This window comes from Amycolatopsis sp. NBRC 101858 (assembly GCF_030269325.1).
Taxonomy (GTDB): domain Bacteria; phylum Actinomycetota; class Actinomycetes; order Mycobacteriales; family Pseudonocardiaceae; genus Amycolatopsis; species Amycolatopsis ponsaeliensis.
The window spans coordinates 311,524-329,293 of the sequence record NZ_BSTD01000005.1 but is presented as its reverse complement, the minus strand read 5'-3'; the positions used below and the strand labels follow the sequence as shown (position 1 = coordinate 329,293).

13 protein-coding genes are annotated in these 17,770 nt (G+C 70.8%); all 13 read right to left on the bottom strand.

Annotation, left to right across the window (positions count from 1 at the left end):
• Window positions 1-85: 85 nt before the first annotated feature.
• The gene (locus QSK39_RS35610; protein WP_502873337.1) at window positions 86-733 is read right to left on the bottom strand and encodes a phosphatase PAP2 family protein; all 648 of its coding nucleotides are present in this window, start codon (window positions 731-733) and stop codon (window positions 86-88) included.
• On the bottom strand, window positions 730-1,905 hold the full coding sequence (locus tag QSK39_RS35605) for a glycosyltransferase (protein WP_285482247.1): 1,176 nt from the start codon (window positions 1,903-1,905) through the stop codon (window positions 730-732). Before QSK39_RS35605 ends, QSK39_RS35610 begins: the two co-directional genes overlap by 4 nt.
• A complete protein-coding gene (locus QSK39_RS35600) occupies window positions 1,902-3,155 on the bottom strand; it encodes an O-antigen ligase family protein (protein ID WP_285482246.1) in 1,254 nt (417 codons plus the stop codon). The genes QSK39_RS35605 and QSK39_RS35600 overlap by 4 nt, the downstream gene beginning before the upstream one ends.
• A gap of 1 nt (window position 3,156) precedes the next feature.
• Window positions 3,157-4,680 carry a right-handed parallel beta-helix repeat-containing protein gene (locus QSK39_RS35595; protein ID WP_285482245.1) on the bottom strand — a complete coding sequence of 508 codons (1,524 nt, stop codon included), beginning with the start codon at window positions 4,678-4,680 and terminating at the stop codon, window positions 3,157-3,159.
• A gap of 9 nt (window positions 4,681-4,689) precedes the next feature.
• Window positions 4,690-6,636: a heparinase II/III family protein gene (locus QSK39_RS35590; RefSeq protein ID WP_285482244.1), complete on the bottom strand. Its 1,947-nt coding sequence runs from the start codon at window positions 6,634-6,636 to the stop codon at window positions 4,690-4,692.
• Window positions 6,633-8,810: a bi-domain-containing oxidoreductase gene (locus QSK39_RS35585; protein WP_285482243.1), complete on the bottom strand. Its 2,178-nt coding sequence runs from the start codon at window positions 8,808-8,810 to the stop codon at window positions 6,633-6,635. The genes QSK39_RS35590 and QSK39_RS35585 overlap by 4 nt, the downstream gene beginning before the upstream one ends.
• Window positions 8,807-10,717: an asparagine synthase (glutamine-hydrolyzing) gene (gene asnB / locus QSK39_RS35580; protein ID WP_285482242.1), complete on the bottom strand. Its 1,911-nt coding sequence runs from the start codon at window positions 10,715-10,717 to the stop codon at window positions 8,807-8,809. The genes QSK39_RS35585 and asnB overlap by 4 nt, the downstream gene beginning before the upstream one ends.
• Window positions 10,718-10,751: 34 nt before the next feature.
• The gene (locus QSK39_RS35575) at window positions 10,752-12,515 is read right to left on the bottom strand and encodes a Wzz/FepE/Etk N-terminal domain-containing protein (RefSeq protein WP_285482241.1); all 1,764 of its coding nucleotides are present in this window, start codon (window positions 12,513-12,515) and stop codon (window positions 10,752-10,754) included.
• A complete protein-coding gene (locus QSK39_RS35570) occupies window positions 12,512-13,870 on the bottom strand; it encodes a GumC domain-containing protein (protein WP_285482240.1) in 1,359 nt (452 codons plus the stop codon). Before QSK39_RS35570 ends, QSK39_RS35575 begins: the two co-directional genes overlap by 4 nt.
• Window positions 13,871-13,978: 108 nt before the next feature.
• Complete coding sequence (locus QSK39_RS35565) at window positions 13,979-15,160, bottom strand: glycosyltransferase family 4 protein (RefSeq protein WP_285482239.1); 1,182 nt, start codon at window positions 15,158-15,160, stop codon at window positions 13,979-13,981.
• A complete protein-coding gene (locus QSK39_RS35560; protein WP_285482238.1) occupies window positions 15,150-16,460 on the bottom strand; it encodes a nucleotide sugar dehydrogenase in 1,311 nt (436 codons plus the stop codon). Before QSK39_RS35560 ends, QSK39_RS35565 begins: the two co-directional genes overlap by 11 nt.
• Before the next feature lie 184 nt (window positions 16,461-16,644).
• Window positions 16,645-16,908: a helix-hairpin-helix domain-containing protein gene (locus tag QSK39_RS35555; protein ID WP_285482237.1), complete on the bottom strand. Its 264-nt coding sequence runs from the start codon at window positions 16,906-16,908 to the stop codon at window positions 16,645-16,647.
• A gap of 64 nt (window positions 16,909-16,972) precedes the next feature.
• A complete protein-coding gene (locus QSK39_RS35550) occupies window positions 16,973-17,668 on the bottom strand; it encodes a glycoside hydrolase family 75 protein (protein ID WP_285482236.1) in 696 nt (231 codons plus the stop codon).
• Window positions 17,669-17,770: the final 102 nt, after the last annotated feature.

Below are 17,770 nucleotides of genomic sequence, written 5' to 3'. Positions count from 1 at the left end.
CCCGACCCACCGGGAGCCCCGCCGAACCCCGGCATCACAGCCGCTCAGCCACCCGACCCACCAGAAGCCCCGCCGAACCCCGGCATCACAGCCGCTCGGCCACCCGGTCCACCAGCCAAGCCGTCGCCGGGACCGCTGCCAGCGCGGCGCAGAACCCACCCACCGCATCCGTCGGGTAGTGCGCCCCCAACGCCACCTCGGCCCATCCCATCGCCACCCCGGCCACCACAGCCAACCCGAGGACCACCACCACCGCCGCGACCCGGCCGAGCCCCAGACGGTCGGCCAGCAGCAAAGCGATCACCAACGCCAGCGCCGTCGCCAATGCCGTGTGGCCACTCGGATACGAAAGGAACTCGCCATGAATCGTGCGGCCGATGGTCGGCTTCAGCAGTGTTGTCACCGCCACCGTGACCACCACGCCGAGCACCGTCAACACCGCCGCGCGGATGCGGTGGACCAGAAAGCACACCACCGCGAGCACCGCGACCAGGATCGTCGACCCCACCGGCTCGCCGCCGAAGTCGAACACCAGCGCCACGTACCGCCAGGGCGGCTGGACCCCGTCGATCGACGGGAGCACCGCCGCGTCGATTCCCGTCAACCCCGAGTCGTGGAAATGGAGGATGCCGAGCGCGATCAGCACCGCCGTCGCCAGGGCGGACGTCATGGCCAAGGGGGCACGCAACGCGGCCGGCAGAGCCGCGGGTGCCGTCCGGACCAGCTGCCTCACCCGCGCGCCTCGATCGCCGCTTCGTACCCGGCGATCAACCGATCGAGCCCGACCGCCGGGGTGAAGTCCTTCTCGTACCGGACCCGGGCCGCGTCGCCCATCTCGTGGTTGCGGTCGCCGACCACCTCCCGCAGCCGGTCCGCCAGCGAGGCCGGGTCGTTCGGTGCGTGCAGGAGGCCGGTGACGCCGTCGTCCACCAGCTCCGGGAACGCGCCGTGGGACGCCGCCACCGTCGGGACCCCCGCGGCCATCGCCTCGACGACCACCAGGCCGAACGCCTCCAGCCACGTCGACGGCGCCACCACCGCCACCGCGTCGGCCGTCATGGCGCGGCACTCCGCCTTGTTCTGCAGGCCCACGTACGACACGTCGGCGCGGCCGGCCGCCCAGGTCGCGACCTCGTCCTGCATCGGGCCGGTGCCCGCGATGACCAGCGGCACGCCCAGGGCTCCGCCGAGGCGGTCCCACGCCCGCATCAGCAGGCCGACCCCCTTCTCCTCGGTGACGCGGCCGAGGAAAAGCACGTGCTTGCCGTCGCCGGTGCGGCGGACGCCGGGGTCGGTGACGAAGTTGTGTTTCACCGCCATCCGTTCGCCGGGCATCCCGGCCGACACCAGGAGGTCACGTTGGGCCGCCGAAATGCAGAAGAACCGGGCGATGCCCGTCCACCACCGGCGCCGGTTCGCGGCCGTGCTCGCCGCCATCGGGAGCGTCGCCACGCGTGAACCGCGGTAGCAGCCGTGCTGCACCGCCGGCAGCGGTGCGCCGCCGACGCACTCGGTGCAGATGTGGCCGTCGCGGTGGAGCGTCCCGGGTGGGCAGACCATCCCGTAGTTGTGCAGCGTCGCGACCGCGGGCACCCCCGCGTCCGCGCACGCCGCGACCACCGACGGCGACAGCAGCGGGAACGTGTTGTGGATGTGCACGACGTCCGGGCGGGACGCGCGCAGCCGGGCGGCGAGTTCCTTCCGCACCGCCGGGTTCCACGGCACCGTCAGCGGCACCAGGGCCTTGCGGGGCGCCGGCATCGACGCGATGTCGTCGCTGCGGCGTTCGAACAGCGACACCTGGTGCCCACCCTCGGAAAGGAGCGTCACCTCGGCGTCGACGACGTTGTTCTCGCCGCTCGGCTGCTCGGACCGGTACCGATTGTGCACCACGAGCACCTTCACGTGCCTATCCCCTTCGCCGGGATGAATGCTTGTTCGTCGGACTGCGGCACCCCGCGGACCAGCAACGACGCGGCCAAGGCCAGGTGCAGCAGGTACGGCGACGCGTCGCCGAGACCGGCTTCGGTGTAGGAGGCCGAAAGGCAGTAGGTGATCAGGAAGATCGCGCACGCGCGAGCCAGCGACGGCGGCCGCAGCACGGCCACCACGACCAACGTGAGGAGGAACCCCGCCACCAGCGCGATCCCGACGAATCCCTGCTCGTGGTAGATCGCGAGCCAGCTGTTGTCGATCGGCAGGCCATCGTAGGACTTGTCCGTCAGCCCGACCCCGAAGATGTACTCCGACGTCGTCCGCGGGGCCTCCAGCAGCGCGTCCCACACCTTCGCGCGGCCGGTCAGGCTGGAGAAGTTGTCGGCGCTCTGCCCGCGGAGGAACCACGCCTGCAGGGCGCCCGCCAGCACCACGCCGGCGACCCCGCCGACGCCGACCGTCCAGGCGAACACCTTCCGCGCGCGGGCGCTGGTCAGCAGCATGGACAGGAACGCCACGGCCAGCCCGGCGACCAGGCCGAGCGTCGCCGTGCGGGTGTGCGTGAGCAACAACAGTCCCGATGCCGGCACCACGATGTACAGCGCGCTGCGCCAACTCGTCCGGCGCCCGAACCAGAGAAGGAGCGTGAGCCCGGAAATGACCGCCGCGTACTGGCCGATCTGCGGCGGGGTCAGCGGCCAAATCGCGCCCGAGAGGCGGCCGCCGTACTCCTCCGGCATCGCGTTGCCGGGCGAGACCACGAGGCCGATCGCCACCGAGACGAGCACGACGGAGTACGTGCGGATGTGGGCCCGGACGAACGTGAACCCGCCGTCCCACCAGCGGGTCAGCAACCAGAGCGTGGAGACGAACACCGTGAGCCGGAAGCACCGGAACAGCGCGCCGGCGCCCTCCTGCAGGTCGGCGCTGGACAGGATGCTCGACACCAGCAGCAGCGTCAGCAGCAGCAGGTACGCGCTCGGCCGGATCCGCAGGTGCTTGTTCAGCACCAGCGCGATCACGAACGCCGTCATCAGCGAGCCCATGGTGACCAGCTGGCTGACCGAGCGCGGCAGCGGGATGACCGTCTTCGCGCCGGTCGAGCCGAGCGTGTTGATGATCAGCAGGGCCCACGCGAGGGCCGCCCACTTCGGGGTCGCCGACGCGGGCTCGGCCGCGGTGTCGCCGCGGATGCCCGCGATGCCGGTGTGTGCCGCCATGTCAGCCTCCGCCCTGTGCGGTGTACGTGCTGCCGGTGTCCTGCGAGTACGGCGAGCCTTCCCACTCGCCGACCTCGAGGATGCGGTCGGTCGTGTAGGCGATGAAGGTCCACGGGCCGGCGTAGCTGTTGTCGTGCCAGCGGTTGTCCTGCTTGTACGTGATCGCCTCTTGGACGACGTTGCCCTTGTACGGCGACCAGTCCGGGTAAGTGCCGAAGTTCGAGAGCAGGCCCATCCGGCCGCACGACGCCTGGCAGCCGACGACGGCCGGGTCCAGGACGAACTTGTTGTCGTGGATGTCGACGTGCTGGGTCTTCCAGCGGCAGTCGCTCAGCAGCGGCCCGCTCGCGATGGCCGGGTCCGCGCACGTCTTGACGTCCGGCACCAGCCGGGTGCAGTCGCCGGAGCTGGTGTTGGCCGGGCTGTTGCAGTAGCGGTCGGCGTTCTCCCACAACGTGATCCCGGACCAGTTGTTCTCCAGGTAGTTGCGGGAGATCTCGAGCTTCGCCGTCCGCGCCTTGATCCGCGGCTCGCCGCCGGACTCGGAGATGTAGATCGCCGGGGTCGGGAAGTTGTCGCCCTTGTCGGCGTACCTGCGGCCGTCGACCCAGTTGTTCTTGCGGATCGTGTTGTCGCGGATGATCGCGTTGTAGCTGATCTCGTAGATCAGCGCGGCGCTGTCGTTGTTCTCGATGAGGTTGCCCTCGATGAGGAAGTCGTTGTTGTTCGTGTCAGCCCACAGCCCGGTGCCGTGGTTGTCGTGCACCCAGTTGCCGCGCACGTCGGCGCCGTTGACGTCCCAGAACTTGACGCCGCCGGTGCAGCCGCAGCCGTCGATCTTCGCTTCCCAGTCGCCGGTGTTGTTGCCGGCGATCTCGTTGCCCTCGACGACCAGCGCGGTGATCGGGGTGCTGCCGGAGAAGGCGTTCATCCCGTACTGGCCGTTGCGGCGCAGGCAGTTGCCGCGCACCTGCTGGCGCGCGCCCGCCATCAGGCCGGCGCCGTCGTTGTCCTGGATGGTCGAGTGCTCGATCACCCAGCCGTCGCCGGAGTCGTGGTTGACCACGCCTTCGTCGCGGGGCGCGGCGAAGCCCTGGACGGTCAGGTAAGTGAGCTTGACGTTCGTCGCGTGGCCGGTGAACGCGTACTGGTTGATCTTCCGGCCGTCGACGACCGCGCCGGGGGCGCCGATGTAGACGTCACCGTCCTTGGGCGACACCTGGTCGTACTTGTCGTCGCCGAGGATGTGCTTGCCCGCCTTGAGCCAGAACGTCGTGCCGGGGCCGGCCGCGCGCGTCTTGGCGGCGAGGTCGCCCGGCACCGCCGGATCGACGGCGACCGCGCCCGCCGGGGCCGTCGCCGGGCCGGCCGGTTCCTTGTCGCAGACCGCCGCGACCGATCCGCTGGGGGCCGGGGTCGCCTGAGCCGGGCCGGTGGAGTCCGGGCTGCTGGAGCACGCCGCGACCGTGAGGAGGACGCCGAGCAGCGGAGCGGCACGGCGGAGTCGGGAACGGCGGGCTGTCACGGGCGGGTCCTAACTGAAGTGGAGCAGGGTGGCGAGGAGTCCGGGAGGGCCGGAGCCGACGAGTGTGGTCGAAGGCTCCTTGCGGCCGAAGCCCGCGGAGTACCAGCCGAGGGGTGGGTCGAGCTCACCGCGATGGGCCGTCCACGACAACGCGGACGGCAGTTCCATGGCGGCGGTGTGCACCGGGGCCACGGACCCGGTGGAATGGCCCGGCCAGCTGAGGTGCGCGACGTTCCCTTCGAGCCGGACGGTGACCGCCGGGCCCAGGTGGAACGCCAGGCGCGCGGCCGGGCGGCCGTCGCCGAGCACCTCGTCGACGATCTTCAGCACGTCGCCGTCGAGCTCGACCGTGCGGCGGTGGACCGCGGGCGCGTAGCCGTCGTGGGCGGCCGTCCAGCGGGAGGGTCCTTCGTCGGGGGTGCGCACTTCGATCACCTTCGTGACCGCGTGGCGCGTCCACAAGAACGGCCCGCCGGACACCGACTGGTCGGTCCCGGCCAGCTCGAGGGTGTTGTGGCCGAGTGTCGACCGGAAGTACGACCGCCACTGCGGCTCGCCGTGGTAGCAGAAGGTGCCCGGGTCGGCCAGGATGTCGACGCCGTCGTGGCGGACCTCCACCGACAGTGCGTCGGCGTGGGCGTGCGCGGCGATCGACAGGAAGCCGTGCGGCCCGCCGTCGCAGCGGGCCCAGATCCGACCGGACCGCAGGATCGTCATGCCCGCGTCCCGCAGGTGCGCGGGACGGCGGGCGGCGCGGACGCCCGAAGCGCGAGGCGTCCGGGACGCCAGCGAAGCGAACAGCGGTGTGCGGACGTCCTCGCCCGGGTTCGGCGGCCACCAGTCGAGCCGGCCGAACAGTGCTTCGCCGGTCGCCAGCAGCGACGCCCAGCGGTCGGTCTCGAGACCGTCGACGATCAGGCCGAAGCCGTCGTCGGCGTCGCCCTGTCGCGGCGGCCGCAGTCGATTGTCCACAATGGACGCCAGGGCGTCGGTCATCCGGAGCAGGACGTCCCAGGTCGAGTCCGGTACCGGCGTGCCCGCCGCGTCGGCCTCCACCGCGGCGGCGAGCCCGAGTTCCAGGACCAGGCCGTGGTACTCGGATGCCAGTTCGGCGTTCAGCCCGGAGTCGAACGTGTTGCGGCCCAGCTGGACGTCCAGCGAGCGCATCGCCTCGGTCCGCCAGCGCGGCGACTCCGGGAACCAGCCGAACGCGCAGGCCGCGGCCAGCAGCCCGGCGTCTTCGGCGATGACGTGGTTGTTCGCCGACGAGCCGTGGCTGCGCAGGGTGGAGAGCCAGTTCTGGTGGTGCCAGAGCTGGAGCTGGAAGTCCGGGTTGTCCTCGAACAGGTCGCCGACGCCGGCCCAGCCGTCGAGCAGGCGGCGCGTCCAGACCCACGACAGCAGCCGGATGCCCAGCTCGATGCCACTCACCCAGTGCGGCCCCCGCAGCGGCGGGTTCCCGGCCCACCACGAACGCAGGTGGGCGGCGACGCGCGCGGCGTAGTCCGAGTTGCCAGTGAGGGCGTAGGCCGCGGCCAGCACGGTGAGGTGCTGGTGGCGCGACGGCTCCCAGATCTGCTTGATGTCACCGACCGTGTCTTCCGACCGGTACGGCACGTCGAAGGCGTAGACGTCGGAAGGTGCGCGCCGGCCGGTCTTCGGGTCGAGGAACCAGTCCGGCGACTCGAAGTCCGTGCGGACGACACCGAAGAACTCGGCGCGGCCGGCCATCAGCTCGTCGGCGGTGGCGAGCAGCCGCTTGACGGCCTCGCCGGGCACCTTGTCCAGGGTCCCCGAGGGCAGGGCGGCGGCGAACCGCGGGTGCGACGGCCAGTCGGGCGGCGTGGGCAGCGCGCTCCGCCACTGCCGCTGAACAACGGCATGCCGAGCACGCCCGACGACCTCCGCCGGCCCCATCCGGGAGAGTCGGCGCAGGTACCAGCCGGGACCCATCATGCCGGGGCACCCGCCTTGCTCGGCAGCTCGATCCGGACCGGCGCCGCGTTCGACACACTGGCCTGCGCCGCCAGCGTGGCCAGCGTCGTCGCGGCCAGTGATGACACCGGGATCGGCATCGGGCCGCCCGTGCGGACCGCCGTCAAGAACGCGTCGACCTCGGCCGCCTGGCCCTTGTCGCGGCCCTTCGGGATCCGGGAGCTCGCCCACTTCTTGCGCGAGTACACCGATGCGCGGACGAAGTCGTCGAACTTCAAGACCTTGCCGTCGGCCGTGAGGTCCAGGGTTTCCTTCGGGAAGCCCGACGAACCCGTCTCCGCGTACGTGATGACCGCCGTCGAACCGTCCGGGTAGCCGAGCGTCACCTGGAGGTCGCCCGTCGCGTACACCGAGACCGGGTCCGCGTCGAGCAGCCAGCTCACCGTGTCGATGAAGTGCCCGCCCTCGCCGGCGAAACGGGAGCCCTCGGTGGCCGTCTGGTTGTACCAGCTGCCGTGGTCGAGGCGGCCCGCGTTGACCAGGTAGCGGACCGTCGCCGGGCCGACTCGCGGGCCGAACTGGCCGCGGGCCTCGTGCAGCAGCGGGGCGAACCGGCGGTTGAAGCCGACCTGCAGGCGGTCGTTGCCGGACTCCTCGATCGCGTCGAGGACCTTCTGCAGCTCCTCGGCGGACAGCGCCAGGGGCTTCTCGACGAACACCGACTTGCCCGCCAGCAACGCCTGACGCGTCAGCTCGGCGTGCGAGCTATGCCGCGTCACAACGAACACCGCGTCGATCGACGAGTCGCCGAGGACGTCGTCGATGTCGGTGGACGCCGCGGCGAAGCCGAACTTGCGCCGCGCGTTGGCACCCGACAGCGCCGAGGTCGTCGAGACGTGCTTGAGCTGCACGTCCGAACGCTCGACCAGGTGCGGCAGCAGCATCGACGACGCGTAGTTGCCCGCGCCGATGAAGCCCAGGCGCACGGGCTGCCCGGCCGGCAGCGGCGCCGCCTTGTGCTCGATCAGCCCGACGCGGGCGGACGTGACCACGGGCTCCGTGCGAGCGACCGCGTCCGGGTAGCGGAACAGCACCGCGACGGCCTTGAGCTCGCCCTCGTTCAGCGACTTGTACGTCGAAACCGCGTCGGAGAAGTCCGAGACGTGCGTGATCAGCGGCTCGACATCAAGACGGTCGCGCGCGATCAGGTCGAGGACGCACTCGAGGTTGCGGCGCTCGGTCCAGCGGACCTGGCCGATCGGGTAGTCGCGGCCTTCGAGCTCGTACGACGGGTCGTAGCGGCCCGGGCCGTACGAGCGGGAGAACCGGACGTCCAGTTCCTTCTCGTAGTACGCGTTCCACGGCAGGTCGAGCTTGCACTTGCCGATGTCGATGACGCGGCCGCGGTCACGCGACAGCTTCGCGGCCAGCTCGACCGGGTCGTTCGTGTTGCCGCCGGCGGCGAGGTAGGTCTGGTCGACGCCCGCGCCGTGGGTCAGCTCGTCCACGGCCGTGTCGACGATGCCGGACGCCGGGTGCGCGCAGGTCAGCGCGCCGAGGCTCTCGGCGAGCTTGCAGCGCTCCGGGTCGGGGTCGACGCCGACGACGCGCACGCCGGACGACGCCAGCAGCTGCACCACGAGCTGCCCGATCAGGCCGAGGCCGATGACCAGGGCGACGTCGCCGATCTGCGGCTCGCCGCGGCGGACACCCTGCATGGCGATCGACCCGACGGTGCCGAACGCCGCGTGCCGCGGGTCGACGCCGGCCGGGACGCGCGAGTAGAGGTTCTTGGGCACCCAGTTCAGCTCGGAGTGCAGTGCGTGCTCGTTGCCCGCGCAGGCCACGAGGTCGCCGACCGCGACGTCGGTGATGCCGTCGCCGACCTGCTCGACGATGCCGCACAGCGAGTAGCCGAGCGGGGTGTAGGAGTCCAGTTTGGACGTCACCTTGCGGTAGGTCGCCGAGAGGCCGTTGGTGGCGACGCTCTGCATGACCTTCGCGACCTGGTCCGGGCGGGCCTTCGCCTTGCCCACCAGGGACAGGCTGGCCTCCGACACCTTCATCATCTCGGTGCCGGTCGAGATCAGCGAGTACACCGTCCGCACCAGCACGCCGCCGGGCTTGCAGGCGGGTTCGGGGACCTCGAGGAGCGCCAGTTCCCCGCTCTTGTAGTTCTGGACTACCTGCTTCACTTCGCTCCCGCTCCAGACATCGCGTTCCGGTACCAATACTCAAGAGTCAAGACGTGCCAGAGGTGCTTGCCGCGGTCCTCCTGGCCGGCGGCGTCCTCGGCGACCATGCGCTGCAACGCCTCCCGCTGCAGGAAACCCGACGAAACGAGCACCCCATCGTTGACGACCTCACGCACCAGCGGCGCCAGGTCGCGGCTCATCCACGCCCGCAGCGGCGCGCTGAACAGGCCCTTCGGCCGGTGCACGATCTCGCTGGGCAGGATGTTCAGCGCCGCGTTCTTCAGCGCGACCTTCCCGGCGCGGCCGACGATCTTCTTGTTGCCGGGGACCCGGAACGCCGCCTTCACGACCTCGACGTCGACGAACGGCGTCCGCACCTCGGTGGACGCCGCCATCGTCGAACGGTCGGTGTAGGTCAGGTTCAGCCCCGGCAGGAACATCCGCGAGTCGGCCAGGCACATGCGGTTGACGAAGTCGTCGAGCGCCTGGTCGTTGTACGTGTCCGCGTGCTCGGTCAGGACGGCGTCGACGTCCGGCGCGAAGTCCGGGTTGACCAGGTCGAGCAGCTCCGCGCGGTCGTACATCGTGTAGCTGCGCCGGAACGCCGTCTCCTCGGGCAGGCCCGCGAAGGACAGGAACCGCTTGGCGAACCGCACCGACCGGTACCCGCGCTTGGCCGAGGCGACCGGCAGCCGGTCCACCAGGGACTCGACGGGACGGCGGACCGCGCCCGGCACCTTGTGGTAGCGCAGGGCGATCAGGTTCGCGAGGTGCTTGCGGTAGCCGGCGAACAGCTCGTCGGCGCCCATCCCGGACAGCATCACCTTGACGCCGGCCTCGCGCGCGGCCGAGCAGATCAGGAACGAGTTGATCGCCGCCGGGTCGCCGATCGGCTCGTCGAGGTGGTGGATCATCTTCGGCAGCAGGTCGAGCACCTGCGGCGCGATCTCGATCTCGTGCAGGTCGACGCCGAACTGCTGCGCCACGATCCGGGCGTACTTGAGGTCGTCCGGCATGGCCTCGAACTTGGCGTCCTCGGCGCGGAACCCGATGGTGTACGCGGAGATCCCGGGCTGCGAGCGCGCGGCCAGCGCCGTCAGGTAGCTGGAGTCCAGCCCGCCCGAAAGGAACGTCGCGACCGGGACGTCGGAGAGCAGGTGCTTGGCGGTCGACTCGGAGATCACCTCGTGCAGGTCGACTTCGCCCTCGTAGGCGGCGCCTTCCTCGGCAACCTCGCGCAGCGACCAGAACCGGCCGCGGTCGAGCTGACCGTCCGGACGGCAGCGCAGCCACGTACCCGGCTGCAGCTTCTCCACGCCCTGGTAGGCGCAGCGGCTGTCCGGCACCCAGTAATAGAGCAGTGACGCGATCAGCGCCGCGTTGTCGACCTGCAGCGACCCGCCCAGCTCACCGGCCAGCGCCTTCAGTTCGGAGGCGAAGGCGACCCCGCCGGCCCGCGGCACGAAGAACAGCGGCTTGATGCCCAGCTGGTCACGGACCAGGAACAGCTCGCCGGTGCCTTCCTCGAACATCGCGAAGGCGAACATCCCGCGCAGCTTCGGCAGGCAGTCCGTGCCCCAGCGCCGCCACGCCTGCAGCAGCACCTCGGTGTCGGACGTCCCCCGGAATCGGACGCCGGCCGCGGAAAGCTCGGCGCGCAGCTCCGGGGCGTTGTACAGCTCGCCGTTGTAGCTGAGCGCGAGGCCGTCGAGGACCATCGGCTGGGCGCCGGTCTCGGACAGGTCGATGATCGACAGCCGCCGGTGCCCCAGGTGGACCGAGCCCGCGCCGACGGCGTGGTCGTAGCGGCCGGAGCCGTCCGGCCCGCGGTGGGCCAGCGTCTTGGTCAGCCGGTCGGTGAGCGGCCCGCCGTCCGGCCAGAGGTAGGTGCCTGCGATGCCGCACATCTCGAGTGGGGTCCCCTTCGTCGCGGCGCGGGGGTCAGGAGACCTCCGCGCTCTTTTCTGGCTCGAGCTCGGCGTTCAGTTCGCCTTTGTGCGTCGGCTCGCCGTGGTCGCGCTTGAACGGCGTCGGCCGCTTCGGCTTGACCGGGGCGAACTTCTTCGTCGGCGCGTCCAAGTGGTCGACGCTGACCTTCCCGGGTTCCGGCAGCGGGGTGGCCGGAGGCTTGGCCGGCGCCGGTGGCGGGCCGACCGGGCGGACCGGCGCGATCCGCCGCGTCGGCGGCTCCGCGACCGCGACGCGCTCGGCGATGCGGGCGGCCAGTTCGTCGATGCGGTCGTGCCCGACGACCGAGGCGCGGTGCTCCGCGGGGGCCGTCTTCGCGCGGCCGCGCAGCGCCGTGTGCAGGCCGTCCCACAGCGTGCCGTCGGACTTGTCGCGCGGGTCCGGGTCGACCAGCACCACGCCGATGATCGGGATCTGCTGGTCGGCGAGCTGCCGCGCCACGGTGTGCAGCCACAGCGTGTTCGCGTGCCCGGCCTTGACGACCAGCACGGTCTCCTGGCCGAGGTGCTCCAGGTCGGTCCACGCCGTGCCCGGTGAAACCGTGCCGACGCCGACCCGGCGCTCGTCCGGCTCGGCGTCCGGGTCGCCGGCCCCGACGACGGTGACCTCGCTGTTCGTTTCGCCGGCCAGCTTGCGGACGTCCTCGTTCGGCAGGTCGTCGAGGACGCTCGCCTTGCCGTCCGCGGCCAGCTCCCCGGCGATGTCGAGGGCCAGCGCGGCGGCGAGCTTCGGTGCGCCGAGCTCCAGCAGCGACACGGCGGGCTTGTCCTTCTTGATCGCGCGCACGAGCGTCGTCGCAACGCGCCGGCGTTCGGTCACCGCCCGGGAGCGCCGCCACAGCCGCGCCGGGCCCCGGCGCTTCGACGGCAGCTGGGCGAGCACGGACGCGCCGAGGTGCGTGGAGATTTCGCGGCGCAGCACCGGCCGGTCGCGCGAGACCGCGCCGATGGCGGCGATCGCGATCCCCAGGGCCAGGCCGAGGGCGAAGCCGATGCCGCCGTTGGTCGCGGTGGTCTTGAGGAACGCCTTCGGCAGCGCGCGGGCCGCGTCGACGACCTGGGTGCCCGCGGCGACCTGCGGGCTGCCGATGCCGGCCTGCTGCGCGCGGGAGTCGAAGTCGGAGATCTGCGACGCGAGCGCCGCGCGGCGGCCGTACATGCCTTCGAGGGTGCTGGCGTTGGCGTTGCGGCCCTTGCCGGTCTCGTCGGCGATCTGCTGGTCGACCGTGGCCAGCTCGTCCTGGGCGTTCTTCCGCTGGTCGAGGATGGCCTTGGACTGCGCGGCCGCGGCGGCCTGGCTGCGCTGGACGTGGTCGGCGATGAAGGTGTCGGCCAGCGCCTTCGCCTGCGCCACGGCCTCTTCGGTGGTCTTCGCCTTGACGGTGATCTGCATGACGTTGTTCGTCAGGCCCAGCCCGGCGTAGTTCTTCATGAACTCTTCGGGCGATTCGGTGCTGTTGATCTTCTTCAGCGCGCCTTCGGCGATCTGGGTCGTCGACAGCACGGCGACGTCGGTGCGCATCAGCGTGCCGCTGTCGGTCGGCGAGTCGTCCTGGTGGACGACGATCACCTTGGTGACGGCGGTCGGCGGCGTCGGCAGCACGATCGCCACCAGCGCCCCGGCGATCAGCCCGAGCAGCCCGGTGGCCAGCCAGAGGCGCTTGCGCCGCCGGATCGCGACGAACAGCCGCTGGAGATCCAGCAGCGGGGCGGCCTGAGTTTCGGAGGTAGTCGTCACGCCGAACCTGCCAGGGCTTTCTCGGGGGCGTCTTCCGCCACGGGTTCGGCTTCCGGCTCGGACGGCCGGACGGGATGGGTGAGGACCGCGCCGACGATCTCCTGGCCCGCGTCGTTGCAGGCCTCGGCGAGCCGGACGAGCTCCCACGCGGTGCGGGAGCCGGCGCTGAGCACCACCAGGACACCGGCGTCGGGGCCGGCGTCCGGCACCGTCGGCCGCCCGGCGGTGAACTCGAAGATCCGCAGCGGCACGGACAGCCGGTCGGCCAGCTCGGCGAGCTGCCCGGCGGCCAGCTTGCCGGTCTCGTCGTCGTCGGCCACGAGCGCCAGGACGTCGGCGGGGCCGGTGGCCAGCCGGGCCAGCACGCGGCGGTAGCGGATGTCGCGGTTGACCTCGTCGGCCGAGGTCGCGATCGGCGGCAGCAGCCACGGCCGGTCGCCGCCGAGCAGCCGCCGCACCTTGCCGTAGAGGCCGGTCGCCGGGAGGCGGTCGCCCTGCGGCGTCGTGACGTCGACGCCGGCCAGGATCGGCGAGCCGAGCGCCGAAGCGATCTCCGGCTCGCCGCGCAGCCGCCGATCGGCGCGCGCGGCGAACAGGTGGCCGAACACGCCGATGAGGAAGAACAGGACCGCGCCCCCGGCGACGAGCTGCACCAGCGTCGGGGCGGCCGGCCCGCTCGGGCGCTCGGACGGCCCGAGCACGACGGTGTTGCCGATGCCGGTCGCGAGGTCGGCCTGGTTGAGGTCGTTGATGGCCTGCTCCAGCGACGTCCGGAGACCTTCGAGCTGCGTGCGGACCTGGACGCTCTCCACGGTCAGGTCGCCGCCGACGGTCTTGGCGAGGTCGCTGATCTTCTGCGTGGTCAGCTGGACTTGCTGGCGCAGCGACTCGCGCTGCTCCTGCGCCAGCTGCACCGACGCGTCCGCGGAGTTGCTGGCCAGCTGGCCGGAGTACTTGACGAACTGCTGCGCGACCTGGTCCGCGAGCTGCTGCGCGTGCTCGGCGGTGTCGGCCGAGACGGTGATCGTCACGACGTTGCCGTTCGCCACCGACGTCGTGACCTGCTTCTTCAGGTCCGCTCCGTTGGGGTGCCACGGGAGCACGGCGGCGGCGCGGTCGAGGACGACCGAGCTGGTCGCGACCTCGGCCTGGGTGAGCAGCTCGTCTGCCTGCCGCGGTCCCTGGAGCAGCACGCTCGACGAGGTCTGGTAGCCGGGCGAGAACAGCACCGACGCGCCGGCGCCGACCGCCGCGCCCAGGACGGCGAGGGCGACCAGCAGCCGCCAGCGCCGTCTGAGGACCTGCCCGATCAAGGCGAGGCGCACCGTGTCGTCAGTCAACGGCGGTATCTCCATTCCTGAGCGGGTACGCCGAACGGGGTCACAAGATCGGCCGGTTACCCGATCCGTCGTCGGACCGGGGACATTGGTTACACGTCCGGTGAGTTCTTGACCTAACGGCGATCAGGACTTCACGGCGTGCTCATACGCGGCGAGAAGGTTCTTCGCCGAGTTCTCCCACGAGAGGGCGCCGGCGACCCTCGCCTGGCCGAGCTTGCCCATCCGGACGCGCTCCTCCGGGTCGTCGAGCAGCTGCGAGACGAGCTTCGCGAACGCCGACTCGTCGTTCGCCGGGGCGTAGACCGCCGCGTCGCCCGCCGAAACGCGCGCTTCGCGCAGTTCGAACGAGACGATCGGCTTGCTCATCGCCATGTACTCCATGACCTTGTTCATCGTGGAGACGTCGTTGAGCGGGTTGAGCGGGTCCGGCGACAGGCAGACGTCGGCGGTGGACAGGTAGCGGACCAGGTCCTCGTCGGGGATCCGGCCGGTGAACTCGACCTGGTTGGCGAGCCCGAGCTTGGCGGAGAGGGCGACCATGTCGTCGAAGGCGTCGCCGGAGCCGACGAACACCGCGTGCCAGTCGGTGCGCCCGATCTCGTCCCGCAGCTTCGCGAGCGCGCGCAGGGCGTAGTCGACGCCGTCCTGCGGGCCCATCACGCCGAGGTAGGCCAGCAGGTGCGGCTTGCCCTTCTTCAGCTCGGGCTCGACGGGGACCTCGTGGAACCGCTCGACGACCGGGGCGCTGCGCACCACGAAGACGTCCTCGGGCTTCTTGCCGCCGCGGATCCGGGCGACCTGCTTGTAGCTCTCGTTCGTCGAGATCACGACGTCGGCGGCGCGGTAGGTGGCGCGTTCGAGCGCGCAGACCCCGCGGTAGAGGAGGTCCTGCCCGCGGTCGAACCGCGAGAGGTACAGCTCGGGGCACAGGTCGTGCTGGTCGAAGATGAACCGCGCGCCCTGCCGCTTGAGGACCTTCGCGACCAGGTAGAGCAGGTCCGGCGGGTTGCAGGCGTGCACGACGTCGACCGGCCCGACCTTGCGCGCCAGCCGCAGCGTGTGCCACAGCGCCGTGCCGTACTCCTGCAGGTAGCCGGCGGGCCCGCCGGTCGCCGCCTTCAGCGGGTACCGGTGGATGTGGACGCCGTCGACGACGGCTTCGGCCTCGGTGTCGCGCTTGGTGCCCTGCGGGCAGATCACGTGGACTTCCCACCCGGCGTCGCGCAGGGTCGTGGATTCCTGCCACACCCGCCGGTCGAAGGGGACGGAGAGGTTTTCGACGAGGATGAGCGCTTTACCAGGCAAGGCCGGCGTATCCCTCTTCAAGGCGACGCGTCTCGGCGTCGGGCAGGCGGACGAGGTCGACGATGATCCGGTCGTGCGGCAGGGCCGCCAGCACGTCCGGGTCCTTGGTGCCGACGAGCAGGACGTCGGCGTGGTCCATGACTTCTTCGACGGACCCGGCGAGCAGCTGGCCGAGGTGCGGCAGCCGGCCCTCGATGTACTCGCGGTTGGCGCCCATCAGCCGCGACAGGCTGACGTTGGCGTCGTAGATCTTGAGGTCGAAGCCCTTGCCGAGCAGCTTCTCGGCCAGCTCGACCAGCGGTGACTCGCGCAGGTCGTCGGTGCCGGGCTTGAACGACAGCCCGAACAGCCCGACCTTGCGCTTGCCGGTGCGCGCGACCAGGTCGAACGCGCGCTGCAGGTGATCGGCGTTGGACGCGAGCACGTGCGACAGGATCGGCACGCTGACGTCGTTGCGGTGCGCCGCGTAGACCAGCCCGCGCAGGTCCTTCGGCAGGCACGAGCCGCCGAACGCGAAGCCGGGCTTGAGGTAGGCCGGGCTGATGTTGAGCTTGGTGTCGGCGAGGAAGACGTCGATCACCTGGTGCGAGTCGAGCCCGAGCGCCCGGCAGACCGCGCCGAGCTCGTTCGCGAACCCGATCTTCAGGCCGTGGAAGGAGTTGTCGGCGTACTTCGTCATCTCCGCCACCGGGATCGGCACGCGGAAGACCGGGCCGGGCAGGCCCTCGTACAGCGCCGCGACGGCGTCACCGCTGGCCGCGTCGATCTCGCCGATCACGGTCTTCGGCGGGTCGAAGAAGTCGCGGACGCTGGTGCCCTCGCGCAGGAACTCGGGGTTCACCGCGACGCCGAAGTCGACGCCGGCCGTGCGGCCCGAGGACTTCTCCAGGATCGGGATCAGCAGGTCCAGGCAGGTGCCCGGCAGCATCGTGCTGCGGAAGACGACGGTGTGCCGCTCGCTCTTGTTCGCGATCGCCTCGCCGATCTCCTCGGCGACGCGCTCGAGGTACACCGTCGAGAGGCTGCCGTTCGGCGCCGACGGCGTGCCGACGCAGACCAGCGAAATCTCGCTGTCCGCGACGGCTTCCGCGACGTCGGTCGTGGCTCTCAGCGCGCCACTCGCGACGACTTCGGCGGTCAGCTCGCCGATCCGCTCCTCGACCACCGGGGCCTTGCCCTGGGTGATGAGGTCGATCTTGACCGGGTTGACGTCCACGCCGACCACCCGGTGCCCCTGCCCCGCCAGGCACGCGGCGGAGACACAACCGACATAACCGAGCCCGAAGACACTGATCCTCACGCCAAAACCTCCGCTATTCCGCGCGACCCTCAAGTTGGTCGCCGCGCTCCCCTGGATCGTTACCGCCGGGGTGGCGAACGGGGTAAAGCGTGAGACGGCCGTTAGGCGTAACGGTTTTCGCGTAAAAATCGGATCTCGAATTGCATCTTGCAGTGGGTGGGCAACGCGGTCGTCGCGGTTCCGGTCAGCGGGTCCCGAGAAGGCGTTTCCGTTCCGGGGTGTAGGTCCACCACGGCCGCGGCGGAGCGCCGTCGGCTTGGTCGACGGCGGACATGAAGGTGTCGAGCACGCAGGGGTCGTGGCGGACGCCGTCGAGCTCACACAGCCGCTCGTACAGTTCGACGGCGTCGCGGCCGGCGAGCTGCGCGGGTTCGGTGATGCCGAGCCGCGCGAAGTCGCGGACCATCGCCGGTCCGATATTGGCGAGTTTCAGCAGTTCCTTGCTCATGCCCCCAGCACAGCAGCCGGGGCCGATCCCGTCTTGAACGGATCGGCCCCGGCGCGCGCGTCGTTCAGTTGTTGTTCACGAAGGTGGTGGCGAGGCCCTCACCCTTGCTCACCGCATTGGCGTGGTTCTCGATCGGGGAGACCGTCGAGTTCTTGAAGCAGATGTACGTCACACCGGAGTCGGTGCCGCCGTTGGACGGGTCGGGGTTGATGCCGAGGTCCTTCGCGGTGGCGTAGGAGGCTTCCCCGATGATCTGCGTCGGGCCGGTGTCGCCGATGACCGCGTACTCGACCTTGCCGTTGTAGATCACCGCGCAGGAGCCGCCGCCCTTCAGCTGCGACGACGAGTACTTCCAGATGCTGCTCGAGCTCGGCACGACGATGTAGGGCAGCTTCGCGGCGTTGAGCGGCTTGCCGTCGGACTGGTGGAACGCCGTGTCGTCCTGGTAGCAGCAGTCGGTGTCCTCGTTGCACTGCGTGGAACGCTGGCCGTCGCAGTCGATGTCCATGTCGGCTTTCCAGAACACGGCACCGTTGGCGTCGCAGACGGCGACCGTCTTGGCCGAGACGTCCTCGTCGGTCTTGTACTTGCCGTTGGAGATCTGCTTGCAGCTGTTCGTCTTGGCGAGCAGCTGGGCCGCGGTCGGGGCGGCCGCGGTGGTGGCCGGCGACGCGGCCGGGGCAGGCGCCGCCGACGCGAGGGCCGAGGGCAGCACGGCCGCGGCGAGCGCCATGGTCGCGAGCAGGATCAGTTTCCGCATTCCTGGTGCTCCCTTTAGTTAGGAAACTTTCCTTACGGCGGCGAGGCGACCAGGATGCACCCGTGACGAAGGCCGGTACAAGACCTGACGGTGCGAGAATTT

What these genes read in the sequence shown, in the direction of transcription:
- QSK39_RS35570 (WP_285482240.1), bottom strand. Translation starts at nt 13,870, where the DNA reads ATGGAGATACCGCCGTTGACTGACGACACGGTGCGCCTCGCCTTGATC.
- asnB (WP_285482242.1), bottom strand. Translation starts at nt 10,717, where the DNA reads ATGTGCGGCATCGCAGGCACCTACCTCTGGCCGGACGGCGGGCCGCTC.
- QSK39_RS35590 (WP_285482244.1), bottom strand. Translation starts at nt 6,636, where the DNA reads ATGATGGGTCCCGGCTGGTACCTGCGCCGACTCTCCCGGATGGGGCCG.
- QSK39_RS35600 (WP_285482246.1), bottom strand. Translation starts at nt 3,155, where the DNA reads ATGGCGGCACACACCGGCATCGCGGGCATCCGCGGCGACACCGCGGCC.
- QSK39_RS35550 (WP_285482236.1), bottom strand. Translation starts at nt 17,668, where the DNA reads ATGCGGAAACTGATCCTGCTCGCGACCATGGCGCTCGCCGCGGCCGTG.
- QSK39_RS35555 (WP_285482237.1), bottom strand. Translation starts at nt 16,908, where the DNA reads ATGAGCAAGGAACTGCTGAAACTCGCCAATATCGGACCGGCGATGGTC.